Annotated in this window: 18 protein-coding genes; 6 read left to right on the top strand and 12 right to left on the bottom strand. The window is 59.5% G+C overall.

All coding sequences use genetic code 11. From position 1 onward, the window contains the following. Nucleotides 1–64 precede the first annotated feature (64 nt). Nucleotides 65–970, top strand: a complete 906-nt coding sequence (locus PMI01S_RS14820) for a LysR family transcriptional regulator (protein WP_084320745.1) — start codon at nt 65–67, stop codon at nt 968–970. Nucleotides 971–1,035: 65 nt separating this feature from the next. Beyond that, nucleotides 1,036–2,049 carry a sensor domain-containing diguanylate cyclase gene (locus tag PMI01S_RS14815; RefSeq protein WP_084320744.1) on the top strand — a complete coding sequence of 338 codons (1,014 nt, stop codon included), beginning with the start codon at nt 1,036–1,038 and terminating at the stop codon, nt 2,047–2,049. A gap of 49 nt (nt 2,050–2,098) precedes the next feature. Here PMI01S_RS14815 and msrA read toward each other — a convergent pair whose 3' ends face one another. Genes msrA through msrB form a run of 3 tightly spaced genes read right to left on the bottom strand, consistent with a single transcriptional unit; the run spans nt 2,099 to nt 5,154 of the window. Continuing rightward, nucleotides 2,099–2,806 carry a peptide-methionine (S)-S-oxide reductase MsrA gene (gene msrA, locus PMI01S_RS14810; RefSeq protein WP_084320743.1) on the bottom strand — a complete coding sequence of 236 codons (708 nt, stop codon included), beginning with the start codon at nt 2,804–2,806 and terminating at the stop codon, nt 2,099–2,101. Nucleotides 2,807–2,837: 31 nt separating this feature from the next. Next, complete coding sequence (locus tag PMI01S_RS14805) at nt 2,838–4,604, bottom strand: cytochrome c biogenesis protein DipZ (RefSeq protein WP_084320807.1); 1,767 nt, start codon at nt 4,602–4,604, stop codon at nt 2,838–2,840. Between the two features lie 31 nt (nt 4,605–4,635). After that, nucleotides 4,636–5,154 (bottom strand): peptide-methionine (R)-S-oxide reductase MsrB, encoded by a 519-nt coding sequence (msrB, locus tag PMI01S_RS14800; protein ID WP_084320742.1) that lies wholly within the window; start codon nt 5,152–5,154, stop codon nt 4,636–4,638. 151 nt (nt 5,155–5,305) lie between these two features. Between msrB and PMI01S_RS14795 the strand changes: the two genes are divergently transcribed. The 4 genes from PMI01S_RS14795 (at nt 5,306) to PMI01S_RS14780 (ending at nt 9,991) form a co-directional block, all read left to right on the top strand. Beyond that, nucleotides 5,306–6,022, top strand: coding sequence for a response regulator transcription factor (locus PMI01S_RS14795; RefSeq protein WP_084320741.1), 717 nt, complete (start codon nt 5,306–5,308; stop codon nt 6,020–6,022). After that, nucleotides 6,019–7,536, top strand: a complete 1,518-nt coding sequence (locus PMI01S_RS14790) for a sensor histidine kinase (RefSeq protein ID WP_084320740.1) — start codon at nt 6,019–6,021, stop codon at nt 7,534–7,536. The genes PMI01S_RS14795 and PMI01S_RS14790 overlap by 4 nt, the downstream gene beginning before the upstream one ends. A gap of 101 nt (nt 7,537–7,637) precedes the next feature. Continuing rightward, nucleotides 7,638–8,342: a hypothetical protein gene (locus tag PMI01S_RS14785; protein WP_084320739.1), complete on the top strand. Its 705-nt coding sequence runs from the start codon at nt 7,638–7,640 to the stop codon at nt 8,340–8,342. A 221-nt stretch (nt 8,343–8,563) separates the two neighbouring features. Then, nucleotides 8,564–9,991, top strand: a complete 1,428-nt coding sequence (locus PMI01S_RS14780) for an aminotransferase-like domain-containing protein (RefSeq protein WP_084320738.1) — start codon at nt 8,564–8,566, stop codon at nt 9,989–9,991. A 95-nt stretch (nt 9,992–10,086) separates the two neighbouring features. Here PMI01S_RS14780 and PMI01S_RS14775 read toward each other — a convergent pair whose 3' ends face one another. The 9 genes from PMI01S_RS14775 to PMI01S_RS14735 all read right to left on the bottom strand — a co-directional run bounded on the left by PMI01S_RS14775 (nt 10,087) and on the right by PMI01S_RS14735 (nt 18,208). Next, the gene (locus PMI01S_RS14775) at nt 10,087–10,887 is read right to left on the bottom strand and encodes an N-acyl homoserine lactonase family protein (RefSeq protein ID WP_084320737.1); all 801 of its coding nucleotides are present in this window, start codon (nt 10,885–10,887) and stop codon (nt 10,087–10,089) included. A gap of 14 nt (nt 10,888–10,901) precedes the next feature. Continuing rightward, nucleotides 10,902–11,861: a diiron oxygenase gene (locus PMI01S_RS14770; RefSeq protein WP_084320736.1), complete on the bottom strand. Its 960-nt coding sequence runs from the start codon at nt 11,859–11,861 to the stop codon at nt 10,902–10,904. Nucleotides 11,862–11,928: 67 nt separating this feature from the next. Further along, on the bottom strand, nt 11,929–12,687 hold the full coding sequence (locus tag PMI01S_RS14765; RefSeq protein ID WP_084320735.1) for a TauD/TfdA family dioxygenase: 759 nt from the start codon (nt 12,685–12,687) through the stop codon (nt 11,929–11,931). 21 nt (nt 12,688–12,708) lie between these two features. Then, nucleotides 12,709–13,581, bottom strand: a complete 873-nt coding sequence (locus PMI01S_RS14760) for a branched-chain amino acid aminotransferase (RefSeq protein WP_084320734.1) — start codon at nt 13,579–13,581, stop codon at nt 12,709–12,711. Nucleotides 13,582–13,605: 24 nt separating this feature from the next. Beyond that, the gene (locus PMI01S_RS14755; protein WP_084320733.1) at nt 13,606–14,946 is read right to left on the bottom strand and encodes a KamA family radical SAM protein; all 1,341 of its coding nucleotides are present in this window, start codon (nt 14,944–14,946) and stop codon (nt 13,606–13,608) included. A 30-nt stretch (nt 14,947–14,976) separates the two neighbouring features. Continuing rightward, complete coding sequence (gene yfcF / locus PMI01S_RS14750) at nt 14,977–15,621, bottom strand: glutathione transferase (RefSeq protein WP_084320732.1); 645 nt, start codon at nt 15,619–15,621, stop codon at nt 14,977–14,979. A 206-nt stretch (nt 15,622–15,827) separates the two neighbouring features. Continuing rightward, nucleotides 15,828–16,295 (bottom strand): cupin domain-containing protein, encoded by a 468-nt coding sequence (locus tag PMI01S_RS14745; protein WP_084320731.1) that lies wholly within the window; start codon nt 16,293–16,295, stop codon nt 15,828–15,830. A gap of 84 nt (nt 16,296–16,379) precedes the next feature. Beyond that, nucleotides 16,380–16,877: a RidA family protein gene (locus PMI01S_RS14740; protein WP_178118260.1), complete on the bottom strand. Its 498-nt coding sequence runs from the start codon at nt 16,875–16,877 to the stop codon at nt 16,380–16,382. A 50-nt stretch (nt 16,878–16,927) separates the two neighbouring features. Next, nucleotides 16,928–18,208 (bottom strand): ATP-grasp domain-containing protein, encoded by a 1,281-nt coding sequence (locus PMI01S_RS14735; protein ID WP_084320730.1) that lies wholly within the window; start codon nt 18,206–18,208, stop codon nt 16,928–16,930. Between the last annotated feature and the right edge of the window lie 15 nt (nt 18,209–18,223).

Genomic DNA, 18,223 nt, shown 5'->3' with positions numbered 1-18,223 from the left:
TGGTTAGCCACCAGAACTGGATAAACACTGCAAAACTTCAATCATTTTAAAGCCGGGCTTGATAATGGATTTGTTCCAGGCAATGACCGTTTACGTAAAAGTGGTGGAATCCGGCAGCATGACCGCTGCCGCTTTTCAGTGCGAAATGTCGACCACCATGGTGGGCAATCACCTGCGGGCACTGGAGCAACGACTGGGTGTGCGCTTGCTCAACCGTACGACGCGACGCCAGCGGCTGACAGAATTTGGTACCGCGTACTATCAGCGTTGCCTCGAAGTATTGGGGCTGGTGGCCGATTCCGAACGCCTGGCCGAGCAGGCCCTCGACGAGCCGAGCGGCACCCTGCGCCTCACCGCACCGTTGACGTTCGGCACCGAAAAACTCGCGCCCGCGCTGAGCGAATTCGCCCGGCTTTGTCCACGGGTCAAACTGGACGTGGTCCTCACCAACCGGCGTCCGGACCTGCTCGAAAACGGTTTCGACGTGGCGTTTCGGCTGGGCAACATGGAACAGACCAACCTGATCGCCCGCCCACTCGAGGACTACACGCTGACCATGTGCGCGTCACCGAGCTACCTGGCGCGCCGAGGCAACCCGCAGACACCGGATGACCTGCGACACCACGATTGCCTGTCCTTTGCCTACCCGGCCGGCGATGACTGGCACTCGGTGGAAAAGGAATGGCGCCTGACCGGGGCCGAAGGCGAGGTGACTGTGGCAGTCAGTGGCCCCATGCTGATCAACAGTTCCGCAGGATTGCATCAAGCGGCACGCACCGGCATGGGCATCGTGTTGTTGCCCGACGCATTGGTGGAGCAAGACCTCAAGAACGGAAAACTGGTGGCCGTGATGCCGGATTACGTGCCGCCGAACCGGCCGATGAGCCTGATGTACGCACAGGATCGCTACCGTTTGCCGAAACTGCGCAGTTTCGTCGACTTCGCCATGCGGATGTGGGGCAAGCACTAGCGGGCTGAAGGCGCCATCGACTAATCTCCTCGACTGACGGGTCACTTTGGTCAGGGAGAGCGGTGATGGATGGGGCCTCGGATATCGAAGCGTTGAAGTTCAATCTGTCCGATTTGAACGAAAACATGCTGCACACCATTATGGAACTGGTCAGTGACGGCATCTGGGACTGGAACGCCAATACCGGTTTCGTTTACCGCAACCCCGGCTGGTACGAAATGCTTGGCTATGCACCTCACTCCCTCGACAACAACGTGTTGACCTGGGAAAACGTGATGCACCCCGACGATTACCCGCGGGTCATGGCCCTGTTTGACGACTACCTGAGCCAACGGGCTCCCGGTTATCAAGCCGAGTATCGCTGTCGCACACAGGACGGGCGCTATATCTGGATCGAAGATCGTGGCCACGTGCTTGCACGTAATGCCGACGGTTCGGTCGCGCGCATGGTCGGTGCGCACCGCTGCATTGAAGACAAAAAACGCCTGCTCGAAGCGCTTGAACGAAGGAATCAATCCCTCGAAGCCATCGTCGAAGAACGCACTCGAGAGCTATCCCGGGTCAACCAGCAATTGCAGGTCCAACTCGAAGAAAATCGCAAACTGGCGGAAACCGACGCGCTGACTTCAATCGCCAATCGACATCGGCTGAGTAAGGCCCTTCCCCAGGCATGTGACCGCGCCCAGCGCTTTCGACAGCCCCTGTCGCTGATCGCCATGGACATCGACGACTTCAAGAACATCAACGATCACTACGGTCATGCCCTGGGTGATGCCGCGTTGGTGCAGGTGGTCGAAAGCGTCAAGCGTTGCGTCCGCGAGGGCGATTTGCTGGTGCGTTGGGGGGGTGATGAGTTCATCATGATTTTGCCCAACACCCCGCTGGCCGACGCCAGAACCCTTGCCGAAACCATCCGCAATAGCCTCGCCGACTTGCCGCCGGTGGGAGACTTTCAACTGACCCTCAGTTTTGGCGTGGTTCAGCGCTTTGACGAAGAACAACAAACCGGGTTGCTGGCCAGGGCTGATCAGGCGTTGTATCGGTCGAAGGTGGCAGGCAAGAATGTGATTTCGGGGTGAGCATCATGCCCCCTTTCCCGAATCCTCGGCCGCATCGCTCCTACAATGATTACAACCCCGACTTCACCAGCACCGGTTTTTCCTGATACCGCTCCGGATACAGCTGTTTGAGCTGCGCTACTTTCGGTAGATCGTTGATCACGATGTACGGATAAGTCGGATGCTCGGTCAGAAAGTCCTGATGTTCCTCTTCCGCCGGGTAGAAACCGTTATAGGTTTCCAGTTTGGTGACGATCGGTTTGTTGAAGGATTTGGCGGCATCCAGCTGGGCAATGTAGGCCTGGGCGACGCGTTGTTGCTCGCTGTTTGCAGGGAAAATCGCCGACCGGTACTGAGTCCCGTGGTCAGGCCCCTGTCGATTGAGTTCGGTTGGGTTATGCGCGACGGAAAAATAGATCTGCAACAAGGTGCCATAGCTGACCTGAGTGGGGTCGAAGGTGACCTCGACAGCTTCTGCGTGACCGGTATCGCCATCGCTGACTCGTTCGTATCGGGCGGTGTTGGCGGCACCACCGGCATAGCCGGAGACCGCGTTCTTCACCCCTTTGACATGCTGAAACACCCCTTGCACGCCCCAGAAGCAACCGCCGGCGAAGACCGCCGTTTCGCTATGGGCCTGGGTGGTTTCGTCGAGGGCCGGCGGGGGAATGATGACCGCTTCGTCGCCAGCACCGAAAGAGAAGGCCGAGCATTGGCCGATGATGCCTGCGGCAGCCAGCCCCAACAGGGTGCGGCGCCAGGTGAAGAGGGTTTTCATGAGGCTGACTCCTGAGAAATAAAGGGGGCGATCAACCGAACGTAAAGGCATACGCCGAGACGCCCGGATCGAGAAATTCGATGCTGAAGGTTCGATCCGTGACACCGCCGGGTTGACGCACCAGTTGATACAAACGTTGTTCGGTCACGCTGCCGCTGCCATCGGGTGCGACGTCCGTACCGTGGGCATCACCAGGGGCTTTTCCGTCAATCAGGACTTTGAAGCGCACCGGTTTGCCATCGGTGGCAGGCCCCAGCACCAGGTGCAAATCACGAGCATGGAAGCGGTAAACGATGCGACTGGCCGGCGCGCTTGATATGGCCCGCTCCGAGCCGACAGTCCACTGACCGCCCAGGCTCCAGTCATTCAGGGCCAGTTGCGACGGTGGGTTGTAGTTCGTCGACTTGTCGGGAACCAGGCTGGTTTCGGGGACGAAATGCTCCGAGCGCTGGTAGCCGACGTAGGTTTCCGGTGACTGCACTTCGTTCATGTCCGGCGCGAGTTGAACACCCTCGGCACTGGCATCGATCAACCCGTCGGCCACCTTGGCGGCGCCCGCCTCACGCAGCAATTGCTGGATCACCCGCTCCGACTCGGCGTAATCGCCTTCGCCAAAGTGGTGATAGCGAATGCGTCCCTGAGCGTCGGCAAAATAGTGGGCGGGCCAGTACTCGTTGTTGAAAGCTCGCCAGATCTTGTAGTCGTTATCGATTGCCACCGGGTAGTTGATGCCCAGGTCCTTCATGGCTTTGGTGACGTTGCCTACATTCCGTTCGAAAGCGAATTCGGGCGCATGGACGCCGATCACCACCAGGCCCTGATCACGATACTTTTCGGCCCACGCCTTTACATAGGGCAGCGTGCGCAGGCAATTGATGCAGGAGTAGGTCCAGAAATCCACCAGCACTACTTTGCCTTTCAACGCCTGAGCAGTGAGAGGGGGTGAATTGAGCCATTGCACGGCGCCGTCCAGCGCCGGAAGGTTGCCTTCAATCGGCAGCGCGCCCGGCTTTTGGTCGGCCGCTTTCATTACACCACCGGGATCACGCGCCATCATTGCCCCGCTTTCATTAGGAGACCTGGCCAACCGTCCGACCAGCGCCTGTTCGATACCGCCCGTGGAGGCCGTCGAAACCCGTGCCAGAATCCCTGTATCAAGCCCCAGGGCAATCGCCGCCACACCCGCCAGCATTGCAGCGCCCAAACCTCGACGAACCCACTCGCCAGCACCGATGGAACGCTTCATTGCAGCGAAGACTTTACCGCCCAGCAGCAACGCCACCGCGAGAGAAGTGGCGGCACCGGCGGCGTAGGCCAACAGCAACAGGGTGGTTGCGATGCTTGCCCCTTGCAGTGCGGCGCCGGTGAGTACCAGGCCCAGAATCGGCCCGGCACACGGCGCCCAGAGCAAGCCAGTTGCAACACCGATCAGGAACGAAGCACCGGGACGCGGCCGCGAATCGGCACCGGCGGCTTGCGACAAACGGCTGCCAGCCGCCACCAGCGGACGCGTCAGGCGCTCAGCCAGTTGCGGCAGCAACAACGTCAAGCCGAACAGTGCAACAAACACCAAAGCGAGCCAGCGTCCGTACTGATTGAGCTGCACCACCCAACCGCCACCTACCGCTGCCAACGAGGCGACCAGCGCGAAGGTCAGTGCCATCCCCGCCAGCAGCGGCAAGCTGCTCTTCATGAACGGCTGCCCGGTGCGGGCGAAGACAAACGGCAGTACCGGCAGAATGCACGGGCTGACGATCGTCAGCACACCACCGAGATAAGCGAGGACCAGAAGCCACATAACGTCGACCTGCATGAAATGAGAGAGAGGGTTAGGCCGCCTGTGGCTTGAAGGTCATCGCCAGACCGTTCATGCAGTAACGCAGGCCGGTGGGCTTGGGCCCGTCATCGAAAACATGCCCCAGATGACCACCGCAACGCCGACAGTGAACCTCTTCGCGCAACACGCCGAAGGATCGGTCCTGACGGGTCGCCACGGCCTTGTCCAGCGGGGCCCAGAAACTCGGCCAACCGGTGTGGCTGTCGAACTTGGTTGCAGAGGAGAACAGCGGCAGATCGCAACCGGCACAGGCAAAGATGCCCTCACGGTGCTCGTTGTTCAGCGCACTGCTGTAGGCCCGTTCGGTGCCCTCCTCGCGCAGGATTTCGTACTGCTCGGCGCTTAGCAGGGCGCGCCATTCGCTGTCGCTGTGGGTCACCTCGAAAACCTCCTCGGCACTGGCCTCACTGACCAGTGCGGAACGAGCGGCAAATTTTGGCAATACACCGATCACCAGGGCTGCAGCCCCCAGCCCGCCGCTCGCCAGTAGAAATTGTCGCCGTGAAAACATGGCCGTCTCCAAAAATCCAAAATGCCTTTCATGGAACACAGCCTAGGCTTGGGTAGTTCGCCAAATCCTCACGGGAAGTTAAACAATTCGTGATAACTCTGGCCCTGGAAAACCCGCACAATGCGCTCATTGCGCCGAAGGATTGAGCTTGATGGAACCGACCAAACGCGTCCTCGTGGTCGAGGACGATCTGCATATCGCCGACCTTATCTGCCTGCATCTGCGCGATGAGCAGTTCGAGGTGGTGCACTGCGCCGATGGCGATGAAGGCATGCGATTGCTGCAGCAAGGAAACTGGGACGCGCTGATCCTCGACCTGATGCTGCCGGGTGTCGACGGCCTGGAAATCTGCCGCCGCGCCCGCGCCATGGCCCGCTATACCCCGATCATCATCACCAGTGCGCGCTCCAGCGAAGTGCATCGGATACTGGGCCTGGAACTCGGCGCCGATGATTACCTGGCCAAACCCTTTTCCATGCTCGAGCTGGTCGCCCGGGTCAAGGCGTTGCTGCGACGGGTCGACGCCATGGCGCGCAACCTGAAAATGGACGCCGGCAGCCTGATCATCGACGGCCTCTCCATCGACCCGATCACCCGCGAGGTGTCCCTTGACGGTCGGCGCCTCGACCTCACGCCACGGGAGTTCGACCTGCTGTATTTCTTCGCCCGCCAGCCCGGCAAAGTGTTCTCGCGCATGGACCTGCTCAACGCCGTGTGGGGTTACAGCCATGAAGGCTACGAGCACACGGTCAATACCCACATCAACCGCCTGCGGGCAAAGATCGAGGCCGATCCCGCGCAACCGGTGCGCATCCTCACGGTGTGGGGCCGTGGCTACAAATTCGCGGCCAGAGAGGAACAGCCATGAAGCTGACCCTGACGCAACGGCTGTCTCTGGTTTTCGCCGTGCTGTTGCTGGTGTGCTGCGGCACCTCGGCCTGGATGCAGGTGCGTTCCAACCAGATGCATGAACAGGAAGTGGTGCAAGGACTGTCGCGGGATCTGGCCCAACATATCGCCAGCGACACGGTGCTGATGGACACCCAGGGCCTGATGCCCGATGCCGTGCGAGACCTGTTCAGCAAGCTGATGCTGGTCAATCCCAGTGTCGAGGTCTATCTGCTCGACATCGGGGGCAGGATTGTCGGCAGCGCGGCGCCCGAAGGCCGGATTCACCGGGAACGGGTCGACCTTGCGCCCATCCAGCGCCTGCTCAAGGGTGATGCCCTGCCGATTCTCGGCGACGACCCGCGCAGCGTCGATGCGCGCAAGGTGTTCAGCGCTGCACCGTTGAAGGTCGACGGTAAGCCTGTCGGTTATCTTTACGTGGTGTTGCTCGGCGAAGACCACGATCGCCTGGCGGAACGGGGCGCCACCAGTGCAGCCCTCAACACGGCCCTGCTGTCTATCGGACTGGTCGCATTGCTTTGCCTGATTGCCGGTCTCACAGCCTTTGCGCTGATCACCCGGCCGTTGCGTCGGTTGACCGAAACCGTCAGCCAGTTCGACATTGATGGTGTCCCGGCGACGCCACCCGCGCCAGCCCCGGCGGAAAAAACCGCCAGCCACGACGAAATCGCCATCCTCGACGCCACCTTCCGGCAGATGCAGGCGCGCCTCAGCGAACAATGGCGTTCGCTGACCCGTCAGGATCAGGAGCGCCGCGAACTGGTGGCGAACATTTCCCACGACCTGCGTACGCCCTTGGCCTCGTTGCACGGTTATCTGGAAACCTTGTCACTCAAGGACGCCACGCTGTCCCCCGCCGACCGTCGCCGCTACCTGGGCATCGCTCTGGATCAAAGCCGAAAGGTCGGCGGCCTGGCGCAATCGTTGCTGGAACTGGTGCGCCTGGAGCACGGTTTCGTGCAGCCCGTGCTGGAGCGCTTCTCCCTGACCGACCTGGTGCAGGACATCTTCCAGAAATTCGAACTCACCGCCGAGGCGCGCCAGGTTGAACTGAAGGCCAGCTTCGCGCCCAACGTGGCGGCCGCTTGCGCAGACCTGGGGCTGATCGAACGGGTCCTCACCAACCTGTTCGACAACGCCCTGCGTCATACCCCTCAAGGTGGGGATATCGAATTGAGCCTGCGTCCACAAGGATCGTTTATCGAAGTCACCGTCAGCGACACCGGCCCCGGCATCGCACCTGAACTGCGCGAAGGGCTATTCCTGCGCCCGTTCAACATTGGCGGCGCACGACGCGATGGCGGACTCGGGCTGAGAATCGTCCATCGGATCCTGCAACTGCACGGTCGCGATATCCAGCTGATCGATGTGCCCGGACGTGGCGCGACCTTTCGCTTCACGTTACCGGTCGATCAACAGACTGCAGAGCAATGGGCGGTGCGTTCCATGAACCTGAATTCGCCGGGGAAGTAGGAATCCGTGACAACGCCGTCTCGGTCCAATAGATTAGGCGGCCTGAAAAGGCCCAGCGCTTTCTCGCCTAAACCCAAGTTTAAAGAAGTAGTGAAATTTCAATGTCCGATTCCAATACCGCTGAATCCGTAGTCACCTTGTCGTCCAAAGCGGAATACGAAAACTCCATCAATCTTTCACAGCATGTGCCCCAGGCCAAGACCATCAGCGAGATGGTTCTGGACGCTTTCCAGTCCACCCGTGAAAGCGACCAGATCCGCGAGCTGCGCGCCGCGATTCGCCAGGCCCACGACCGCTTCGACGACGACAAAGCCTACGAACTGATGGGCGAACTCAAGCAACTCAAGGACGCCGAAGCGGCCGATATCGCGGCCCTCGAAGACCTGAGCAGCAAATTCTCGATCAGCCGCATTCTTTCCAGCTTCAAGGACGATCCGGCGTTTCAGGAAATCGTCTACGGCCTGGCATTGAAGGTGCTGAACCAGACGCATCTAGCCATCAGCAACCCGGCCAGCGGCAAGAGCAAAACGGCCCGCGCCAAGAAAGAAGTCGAAGTGTTTACCATCAGCAAGGATGGCGTGAGCGTCACCCTGCCGCTGCGTACACCACGCTCGCGACTGAACGTTGACCGTGAAGCGCTGGAATTCCTGGGCTTCACTTTCGTTGGCGAGGGCGATGAAGCCGAGCTGGAAAGCGAGACGTTCCTGGACAGCGCCGGGACGGAACAAGCGGTCAACCGCAAAAACATCATTACCGCACTTCAGCAGCAAACCGCGTTCGATGGCTACAGCATCGCCGCGCAGTAACACGGTCCATCAGCAGCGCTTCAGGCGCCACTGACCTAAAAGCCCCGCCCTAGAGCGGGGCTTTTTATTGCCCGCGATTCCGCTAAAAGCACGATTACTCTCACAGTATCGACACCCGAATAAACACTTCCCTTCACCCTTGAGCACCACGGGTCCGCCTGCGGGGAGCGTCATCTCACTTTCCAGCTCAAGACTTCAGTGGTGCGATTGCTGAGGTCGTCATGCACACAACCCCTTTGTACCGTCAGTTAGCCAACCACTACCTCGATGCAATCCGCAGCGGCACCTTGAAAACCGGTGAACGTTTTCCCTCCATTCGGCTGATGATGGAAAAACATGCCGTCAGCCTGTCGACCGCCGTGCAGGTTTGCCGAGAGCTCGAGGACTACGGCGTCCTGGAAGCCCGCCCACGTTCCGGCAACTACATTCGCCAGCCGGATAACTTGCCCAAACCTGTCGAGATGACTCCCCCGCCCCCCGACACCGACGTCTATCTCGGCATTCACGAGTTGGTGTCATCGGTGCTCAAGGCCAGCCAGCGTGCAACGATCAAGGTCAATTTCGCCAGTGCCTACTGTGCACCCGAGCTCTATCCGTTGAAGATTTTGCAGGAGCACATGATCAAGGCGCTGCGTCAGGATCAGCATTTGCTGGGTGTCCAAGGCTCGACCTGCGGCAACCTCACCTTGCGTAACATCCTGGCGCGACGGGCGCTGACCGCCAAAGCCAATTTGACTGCCGAGAAGATTGTGATCACCAACGGCGCAACCGAAGCAATCAACCTGGCCTTGCGTGCGGTCACCCAACCCGGTGACACCGTGGCCGTGGAGTCGCCGACCTTCTACGGCTTGCTGCAAATTCTCGAAAGCCTGAACCTGCGAGTGCTGGAAGTCCCGGCAACGGGCCACGCGGGCATCAACCTGTTCGCACTGGAACAACTACTGCAAAAACCCGAACGAATTCGGGCGCTGATCGTCATTCCCAACCTGCAGAATCCGCTGGGCAGCATCATGCCCGACGCCAACAAGGCGCGGTTGGTGCAACTGTGCGCCGAGCACGGCACCGTGCTGATCGAAGATGACACCTATGGCGATCTGGTGGATACCGAGCAGCCGTTGTCCACGCTCAAACACTGGGACTGCAGTGACAATGTGATCTATTGCGCCTCGCTGAACAAAACCCTGGCACCGGGCTTGCGCCTGGGCTGGATCAGCGCGGGAAAATGGCACGAGCGCGTGGAAATGCTCAAACACACTCAGACCCGCGGCTGTGAGACGTTGTCGCAACTGGCGGTGGGTGCGTTCATGAAGACGCCTTCCTACGAGCGTTACCTGCGTCGGCTGAGGAAAACCCTGACGCAACAACGCCAACAGATGAGTGCCGCAATCACCCGCTATTTCCCTCCGGGCACCTGTGTGACGGACCCTCGGGGCGGCACATTGCTGTGGGTGGAACTGCCTCGACACTATTCGGCCATGGCGCTGTTTCGGGAGGCGTTGAAGGCGGGCATTCAGATTTCCCCTGGGGATATCTTTTCCAATGCGCAGCGCTTTGGTCACTTTGTGCGGATTGGGTGTGGGGCGCCTTATTCGCCGAAGATAGATGAGGCGCTGGCGACATTGGGCCAACTCCTCAAAACCCAAAGCTGACACGTCATCCTGTAGGAGCCGGCTTGCTGGCGATGGCGTTATGTCTGACGCCATCGATGTCGACTGATCCGCCGCCATCGCCAGCAAGCCGGCTCCTACAAGGGGTTTGCGTGCAGGCAAATGATGTGTGGATCATCGTTCCAATGAGGGAATCGCTCGGCAATCAATGGGTCATGACCGGGAATGACGTGGTCTTCGCTGTCAGCCAAACGGTCGATTTCGATAAACGCTTCCAGCGTCTGTGCCAGATCATCCAGGATCGGAAACGGGCTGCGCTGGCGAATGTTCGCCCACAAATGCGCAGCATCCGACGCCAGCACAATCCACCCGCGCTCGGTGTTCACCCGCACCACCTGGCTACCCGGCGTATGGCCACCCACCGGGTGCAGCGTCACACCCGGAATCACCTCGACCGCGCCGGTATGCAAGCGCAACCGGCCTTCGAACAGCGGTGGCAGCGCCGACATCACATCTTCGACTTCGTAGGTTTTGTTTACCGTGCGATGGGCCATTTTCGGTCCGGTGCAGAAGCGCAGCTCCGCTTCCTGCAGATGCACCGTGGCTTTCGGAAACAACCCCAGGTTGCCGGCGTGATCCCAGTGCAAATGGGTGAGGATCAGGTTCTCGACCTGCGCCGGATCGATGTCCAGTTGGCGTAGGGATTCTTCCGGCAGGCGATACATCTGACGGTTGCGCCGATCGGCTGTGGCCGGTTGAAAACAGGTGTCGACTACGATGACCTGTTGCTCGTTGCGAATGACCCAGAAGTAGTAGTCCAACGGCATCGACGCGTTCGGATCTCCGCAGCAAGCGTCGTAAAGAAAATTCTCCCGGGCGGTGCGTTGGGCATTGGCGCCGACACGGATGGCAAACACTTCGTACACAGGAACGGACATTTTCACCTCCTGAATCAGGCCACGGCCGCCGCTTTGAGGGTCGGACGGAAGTCGAAATCGATCTCGTCGGTAATTCCCAGATCCTGCGCCAGACGATGCAGGCCGCTGTAGTCGCGCATGATCGTGGCGTTCTTGTTGCTCTCGCGAGTGTCGGCGATGATCAGCGCCGCATCCTCGACGCCGAGCTGCGTGAGAATCGCCTCCCACATCGAGTAGTCCTGAGCGACAAAGGCACTCAGCGCCACCGACAACGTCTGTGCGAAAAATGCCCGTTGGGTCGGCTGCATGTTCGCGTACATGACCTTCGCCACTTCAGCGAGAATCTTGCTGTGGGCGTATTCGTCGCGGTTATGCAGCTCTGCCACGCGGCGGTTCTGCGGTTGAATGGTTTGGTCGTCGGCCAGCAGATCCAGGTAAGCGTTGACGCTGATCTCGGCCACCACCGCAAAGGTGATCGCCGCCAGGTCGCGCTGCCACTGCTCGGGCAATGTTTCTCGCAGCGCGACAAGGCGCAGATAGGTGACCGAGGGCGGCAACTCCAGATCCTGATCGAGTGCGCGCTCCTCTTTGGTCCGCTCGATGGCGCGAAGGTGCATGAGCGTGTGGTAGTGCTCGTCGATCAACGTCTGCTGCATCGCCTCGCGAAAGTGCCAGTCGTTTTTACCCAGGTACTGATTGGCGATGACGCTCAGCGCCGGGTTCACCACGTGCTCTTCCGCCGTGACCGTACGCAGGTTGTAACCGATCCAGCCCCAAGTCACGACGGTGCTTTTGAGCTCGTCGCTAAGGGCCTGGAATTTCGGGTGATGGAAGAACGGCACCATGCACTCCGGATAATCCGGGCGTGCCGGATCGAACGCTTCGCTGACCGAGGCCTTGTCCGGCGCACACACCGTGGCCCTTTTGGTCCATGCCTGATTGAGCCGCACGACCAGTTGATGATCGACCTTGGCGATCTCGATTGCTGTTTGCATGACGCGATACCTGTAGGACGCGTACCCGCTGAGGGGTACGCCGATTAAATAGTGAGCGACGGATGAATCAGGCCAGCCAGTAGCGGGTCAGGTTGCGCGCCGGGTCAGTGTATCGACTGCGGGCGTGGATCATTCGCCAGTTGTCCCAAATCAGCATGCAGCCGTCGGGAATCAGCACCGGCGTGTTGTGCTGGATGAAATATTCCTCGCCGAGCAGCGCGAACCTGGCCAGGGGCGATGAACTGCTCGTCACCTTCGATTGCTGCAAATCGTCCTCGGAAGGATTCACATCGCCGTAGTGAAACTGGTTGTAGCTGAAGCGGAAAATGTCCCCGTCCTCTGTAGGCGTCAGGATGTACTCCTTGACCCTGGTTTGCGCCGCCTCACCCGGTTTGGCGGTGGCGACGAACTCTACGGGTGTGTCGTCGATCCATTCGCGCAACTCGGGTTCGGTGCGTTCGAGGTACGCCAGGAACTCGATTCCGTCGACCAACCCCGTATGCCCGCCACCACAGGTAGCCTGATGATGACAATGCAACGCCAGATAACGCGGCGGCGGCCCATAGACCGGCGCTTCGGTGTGCGGGCCGATGCCGTTCATGCTCTGGGAGTACGGCAACGCTTCATACCCCGGCTTGCGGGTAATGGCGAACGCCGTCTGCCCGTTGAATTGCGGAATGACCTGACCGAACGCCTGCAGCGTGCCGACGACATCGTAGGCAAATTCGGCTGGGGTCAGCACCGTCCAGCCACGGGATGACAATTCATCATGGCGGTGGCCCAGTGAAACGTAAGGTTTAGACGCAACAATCCCTTGATCTGACATGGTGGTGTTCCTGGCGGTTTATCAGGCGTTAACGGTTGAGGTGTAAGCGGCAATGAATTCGCGACAGGCGTTGCCCGGTCGATAGCGCTGTTCGTCGATGCTCTGCACGGGGGTGATTTCAGCGGCGGTGCCCGTCAGAAAACACTCATCGAAGTCGCCAAGCTCAGTAGGAAGAATCGTGCGCTCGACCACCTGGTAATCCAGCGCCCCGGCCAGTTCGATGACGGTCTGGCGAGTGATGCCATTGAGAAAACAATCGGGTAGCGGCGTGTGCAGCGTCCGGCCCTTGACGAAGAACACGTTGGCACTGGTGGCTTCGGCGACATGGCCGCGCCAGTCGAGCATCAGCGCATCGTGATAACCGTTGTTTTCCGCATCGTGTTTGCTGAGCGTGGCGATCTGGTAATGCCCGGACGCCTTGGCTTCGAACGGGCTGCTGCTGGGCGGCGGCCGACGCCACTCGGCGGTCTTCAAACGAATGCCGCCCATGTGCCCCGCCGGGTCGAAGTAACTCGGCCATTGCCAGCAGGCGATCGCCACGTGCACGCGGTTGAAGCGGGCCGAGGTCGAGATCATTTCACTGCCGCGCCACGCCACTGGCCGCAGATAACCGTCGACCACGTTGTTGCGTTGCAGCAGTTCATGGCTGGCCGCTTCCAGTTCGGCCAACTCATAGGGAATCGCGAAATCCATCAACTGCGCCGAGCGGTACAGCCGCTCGCTGTGCTCACGCAGTTTGAAGATCTTGCCGTTGTAGACACGCTCCCCTTCGTACACGGTGCTCGCGTAATGCAAACCATGGGTCAGCACATGCAAGCGCGCCTCGGACCACTCGACGAACTCGCCATCGAGCCAGATAAAACCTTCTCGCTGGTCAAACGGAATGCCGCTCATATCCCTATCTCCTGATGAATTTTCTTACGCCGTTTCGAGCAAGACCGGTATCAATTCGGGCGCTGCTACAGGCTCCGGCTGAAAGAAAAACGAGCGCTCGCCAAACGCCGGTCGCAGCTCATCGAACCAGGTCGCGTGCGGATCGAAGCGCGCATAGAAGGTGCGCAATACCCATTGCGGGTCCCGGGCCTGAAGAAACTGCAACACGAAGACTTTTTCCCCGGCCACGGTCTCGATGCCGTTGATCAACACCTTCCCGTAAAACGTGCTCATCGATGGCCCGCGCACTGTGCGCGCCAGCCCGGAGACCGTTCGGTAAGCCGCCTGGAAAATCTCGAACGCCCGCACCAGCGGCATCGCGAAGTAGTGGCTCGGCCCGGTATCGCGCTCGACAAACATGTAATAAGGCACCGCCCCCAGCCGCACGCCCTCGGTCCAGAGCGCCGCCCAATCGGCGGGGTTTTCGTTGATGTGGCGGATCACCGGCGCCTGCATGCGCAAGGTCGCCCCGGTGGAACGAATGCGTTCGACAGCCTGGCGAGCGATGTCCTGGCGGATCTCCACCGGGTGGTTGTAGTGCCCCATGATCGACAGGTGTTTCCCCGCTGCGACGATCCGTTTAAACAGCGCCAACAGTTCCGGTGCGTCCTTGTCGCTGACAAACCGTTGCGGCCAATACGCCACGGACTTGGTGCCGATGCGGATGCTCTTGAGGTGGGGCAGTTCCAGCAGCGGCTCGATATACCCCGCCAGCGACCGGGTGTTCATGATCATCGGGTCGCCCCCGGTGATCAGCACGTCGGTCACCTCGGTGTGCACCCACAGGTAATTCACCAGCTCCTGGGACTCACGCGCGTTGAACTTGAGTTCTTCCTCGCCGATGAACTGCGCCCAGCGGAAACAGAACGTGCAGTACGCGTGACACGTCTGACCGGCACCGGGGAAAAACAGCACGGTCTCGCGGTACTTGTGCTGTATACCGGGTAGGACTTTTCCGTCGAGGGTCGCGCCGTTGTGTGTCAGCTGCCCGGCCGGGTGCGGGTTCATGCGCAGCCAGATCGCCTCGATCCGACGCTTGATCGCGACGGCGTCATCGCGCTCGATCAACTGTTTAAGCGACGCGTACTCGTCCGGCAGCAGCATGTCCTTGTGGGGAAAGGTCATGCGGAAAATCGGATCATCCGGAATGTTGTTCCAGTCGATCAGCGTACCGAGGACATAGTCATTGGTGCGAAACGGCATGACCCGGGCCACCACGGTCATGGCTTCCTGCAACGCTGGTGTCAGTTTTTGCCAATACGGCGTGTCGCGAATGGTGCGTGAGTTATAGGGTTTGTATCTTTCCTGCTCCGACAGTCCCTGCATGGCAGCGCTCCTGGTGATTGCCTGGCGTTTTCACTGAATGGCCGGCGCTGCGCGCTCTATGTCTATCCATGCCCGGACGCTGTCGCGATCCCATTGCCGACGCACATAGGCCGCGAGCCGCTGAGGAACGCGATCGCCATTGGCGAGCAATCGGTTGAGCATGATTGCCAGGTCGGTGTCGGCGATGCTCCAGTCTCCGAACAGATGATCGGCGCCCTCCTCCAGCAACCGGTCGGCGACAAAGAACAGTCTCGCGACAGCTGCGTGGGCTTCATCCGACAACGGGGTTTCTTTCTTGCCGAAGTAAATGAGGTCTGCCGGACGCTCTTTGCGAATGACCAGCAGATCACTGCGCAACCAGGCCTGGAGTTGGCGGGCGCGGGCGCGCTGCTTGATGTCCAGCGGGAACAGTTTTGGATGCCCCGGCGCTATCTCGTCCAGATATTCGGCAATGGCCGAAGATTCCGACAATGCGAAACCGTCGTGAATCAACGTGGGGATCTTGCACGTCAGAGAGATATCTTGATAACTCGACTTATAGTTCTCACGCGCTTTCAAATCCAGCGTGACAAGTTCAAATGAAAGTTGTTTCTCTTTCAACGCCACAAATGCTGACAGCGCAAAAGCACTGACAAAATCTGCGCCGACATACAGTTTCAGCTTCGTACTTTCCATAGAACGCTCCCTTGCTTTAACCACAATAATCCGTTGCATTGGAAACGATCGTAGTTAGTTGCTTAAGCGCTGAACAGATACAGAAATTAGCTGTTTCTACGGATACAGAAGTTTAAAGACACAAATACCCAGGAGGGGCAGAAATAAAAAAGGGAGTCTGCGAATGCAGACTCCCTGGTGAGTCACAGAGGGGAAGGTTGAGCGTGTCAGACCGTGGCGTCTGCCGCATTGGAGAGTTGCGCCATCTGGGGCATGTTGCTCATGTTCAGCATGGCCAGCGGTTCAGTGGCGCTGGTGTTGACGAAGCCGTGTCGGGTCCAGGCTGGCACCAGCAACACGTCACCGGGGCTGACGTCCACTGCATCGGCATCGCCCAAGGTCAACGCGCCGCTGCCGGACTGAATGATGAACAGGTGCCACCAGGAATGCGCATGGCCATTCAGCGTCGTGCCCGGTTTCAACCATTGCATGGACACCGCCATCCCTGGCGTCAACTTGCAGCCTTCGGTGCTGTCGTCGTGAGCCAGGGCGACAATATCGATCTCGCTGGCTTCGAGGTTCTTACGCATGCCTGTGAGTTCGTCACCCTTCCACACCCGGGCATTGACCGGCGGTGGGTTCAAACTCTGGCGAAAGTCCTTATATGAAAAAAAACCACCTTGAATGTTATTCATCCGCGCACACCGATTTATTATCGACTTTGAGTCGACCTGACACTAGGCGAACAATCGATCACTGTAAAGCCGAGCAACTAATACTCACAACACCGAGGGCCGCAGCGCCACAATCATGTCAACTTCCACGGCGGCATTTTTCGGTAGTTGGTAGACACCGACAGTGGTTCGAGTATGTTTCCCCGCATCGCCCAGCACATGACTGAAGACATCCGATGCGCCGTTGGCAACTTCACTGAGATCAACAAAGTCCGCCGTGCACTTCACGTAAACCGTGACCCGTATCAGCGACTTTATTTTGTCCAGTGAACCGATGGCATCAACGATCAGTGCCAGCCCGCGCATGGCGCTGATGCTGGCCGCCGCTTGTGCGTCCATCAGGCTGAGCTCAAGCCCGACCCTGCCCGGGTATTGCATTTTGCCGCTCACGCGCGGTACCAGACCGCTGATGTAGATTTCATCGTGATGCCGAACCAGCGGTGCGTAACGTCCGCCCACTGTGTTCTCGCCGTAGATGTCGTAGTCGAGTTCTTTCGCCAGGGTGATGAAACGTTCGTCACACGACATTTTTTGCTCAATCATTCATTCAACCCTCTTAAACCAATAATGCTTGAAACATTGATCCCGAAGGCTCAACCCACGGCTCTCGCCGGCACAGCCAGGCATGTGACTTCGACGCGCGATTCGATCGCCTCTGCCAGGCGCAGCAGGTTGTCGCTGAGCTGCCCGTAGTCTTCGCTGAACAATACGATGTGGCCGATAAACGACGTGTTGTCTTTCACCAGTGCGGTGACTGAATCACTGAGGCGCTTGGCGTACACCGCCTCGACCAGCTCGATGTTCAGCTCCCGGGCCAGGGACTGGATGTCGGGCACGAAGCGCAAAAGACCACCGGCCGGTGCCCTGAGCAGACGAATGCCGCAATAGCCACGGGCAACGGGATCCTGATGGTCGACCTTGCCTTCTACCGCCCACCGGACCCAGCGTTCCCATGGATCGAAATCGACAAACGCCAGACGGGCCAGGTCCCAGATATGCATGCCGCCAGGGCGCATGTTGGTTTCCACCGCCGAAGTCAGGCCGTCGCGGCGCAGGAAGATTTCGTTGTGATAGGCGCCGTTTTCCAGTGAGACCAGTCCGGACATATGGCGACCGGCAGCCGCCAGGCGAGCCTGTACGTCAGCCGCCAACGGTGCCGGCACCACTTGCTGGATTTCTGCGCGATAGGCGCCTTCGGTGGTGGTTTTCTCAGTGACCCAAGTGCTGCCCGCGACGTAATCCCAACTGTATTCCCGGGCGTTCTGAATCAACTCTTCGAGGACGATGCCGCCTTCTCGATACGGCTTGAGCGCCTGCCAGGCCTCATCGCATTCGGACGGGTGATGGATGACCCGGCAACCCCTGCTTGCGCCTTCGCAGGCGGGTTTGATGAAGGCTCTGCCGCCCAGTTCGACGACCCGCTGACGCAGTTCTCCCAGGCTTTCGATACGTGCGGAAAACACCGGACGGTAATCCTCGGGCGCCGTGTCGGCGGCCGCTTCCAGCGTGCGAAAAATCTGTTTATCCAACCCCGCCCGCGCCTCGCCGGGGGTAATGCCGGGCAGGCCGAAATGCGTAGCCAACGCCGCGCCCAGCAACACGCCACGGTCGGAAAATGGCAGGACGCCTACCAGCTTCCAGCAATCGGCACTCAGGCAACCGACCAGCAGATCGACGGAGTCGGCGATGTCCTGCGGTGCCATCGAGGCCGTGCAGACGTGGTCCGCCACCTGATCGTCATCGGCTTGAATCTGCTCGACCACCAGGATCAGCCTGGCGTTATAGAGCGTCTTGCAGAGGTCGCGCAGCTTCTGGATATCGTGAACCCGGTTGCCGTTGTACCCGACCACTACTACGCATGACGTGGTGTTCATGAAACCTCCGACCTG

It is taken from the genome of Pseudomonas migulae NBRC 103157, assembly GCF_002091715.1.
Classification (GTDB): Bacteria; Pseudomonadota; Gammaproteobacteria; order Pseudomonadales; family Pseudomonadaceae; genus Aquipseudomonas; species Aquipseudomonas migulae_A.
Note: the sequence above shows the minus strand (reverse complement) of the source record. Positions and strands in the feature narration are given on the sequence as shown.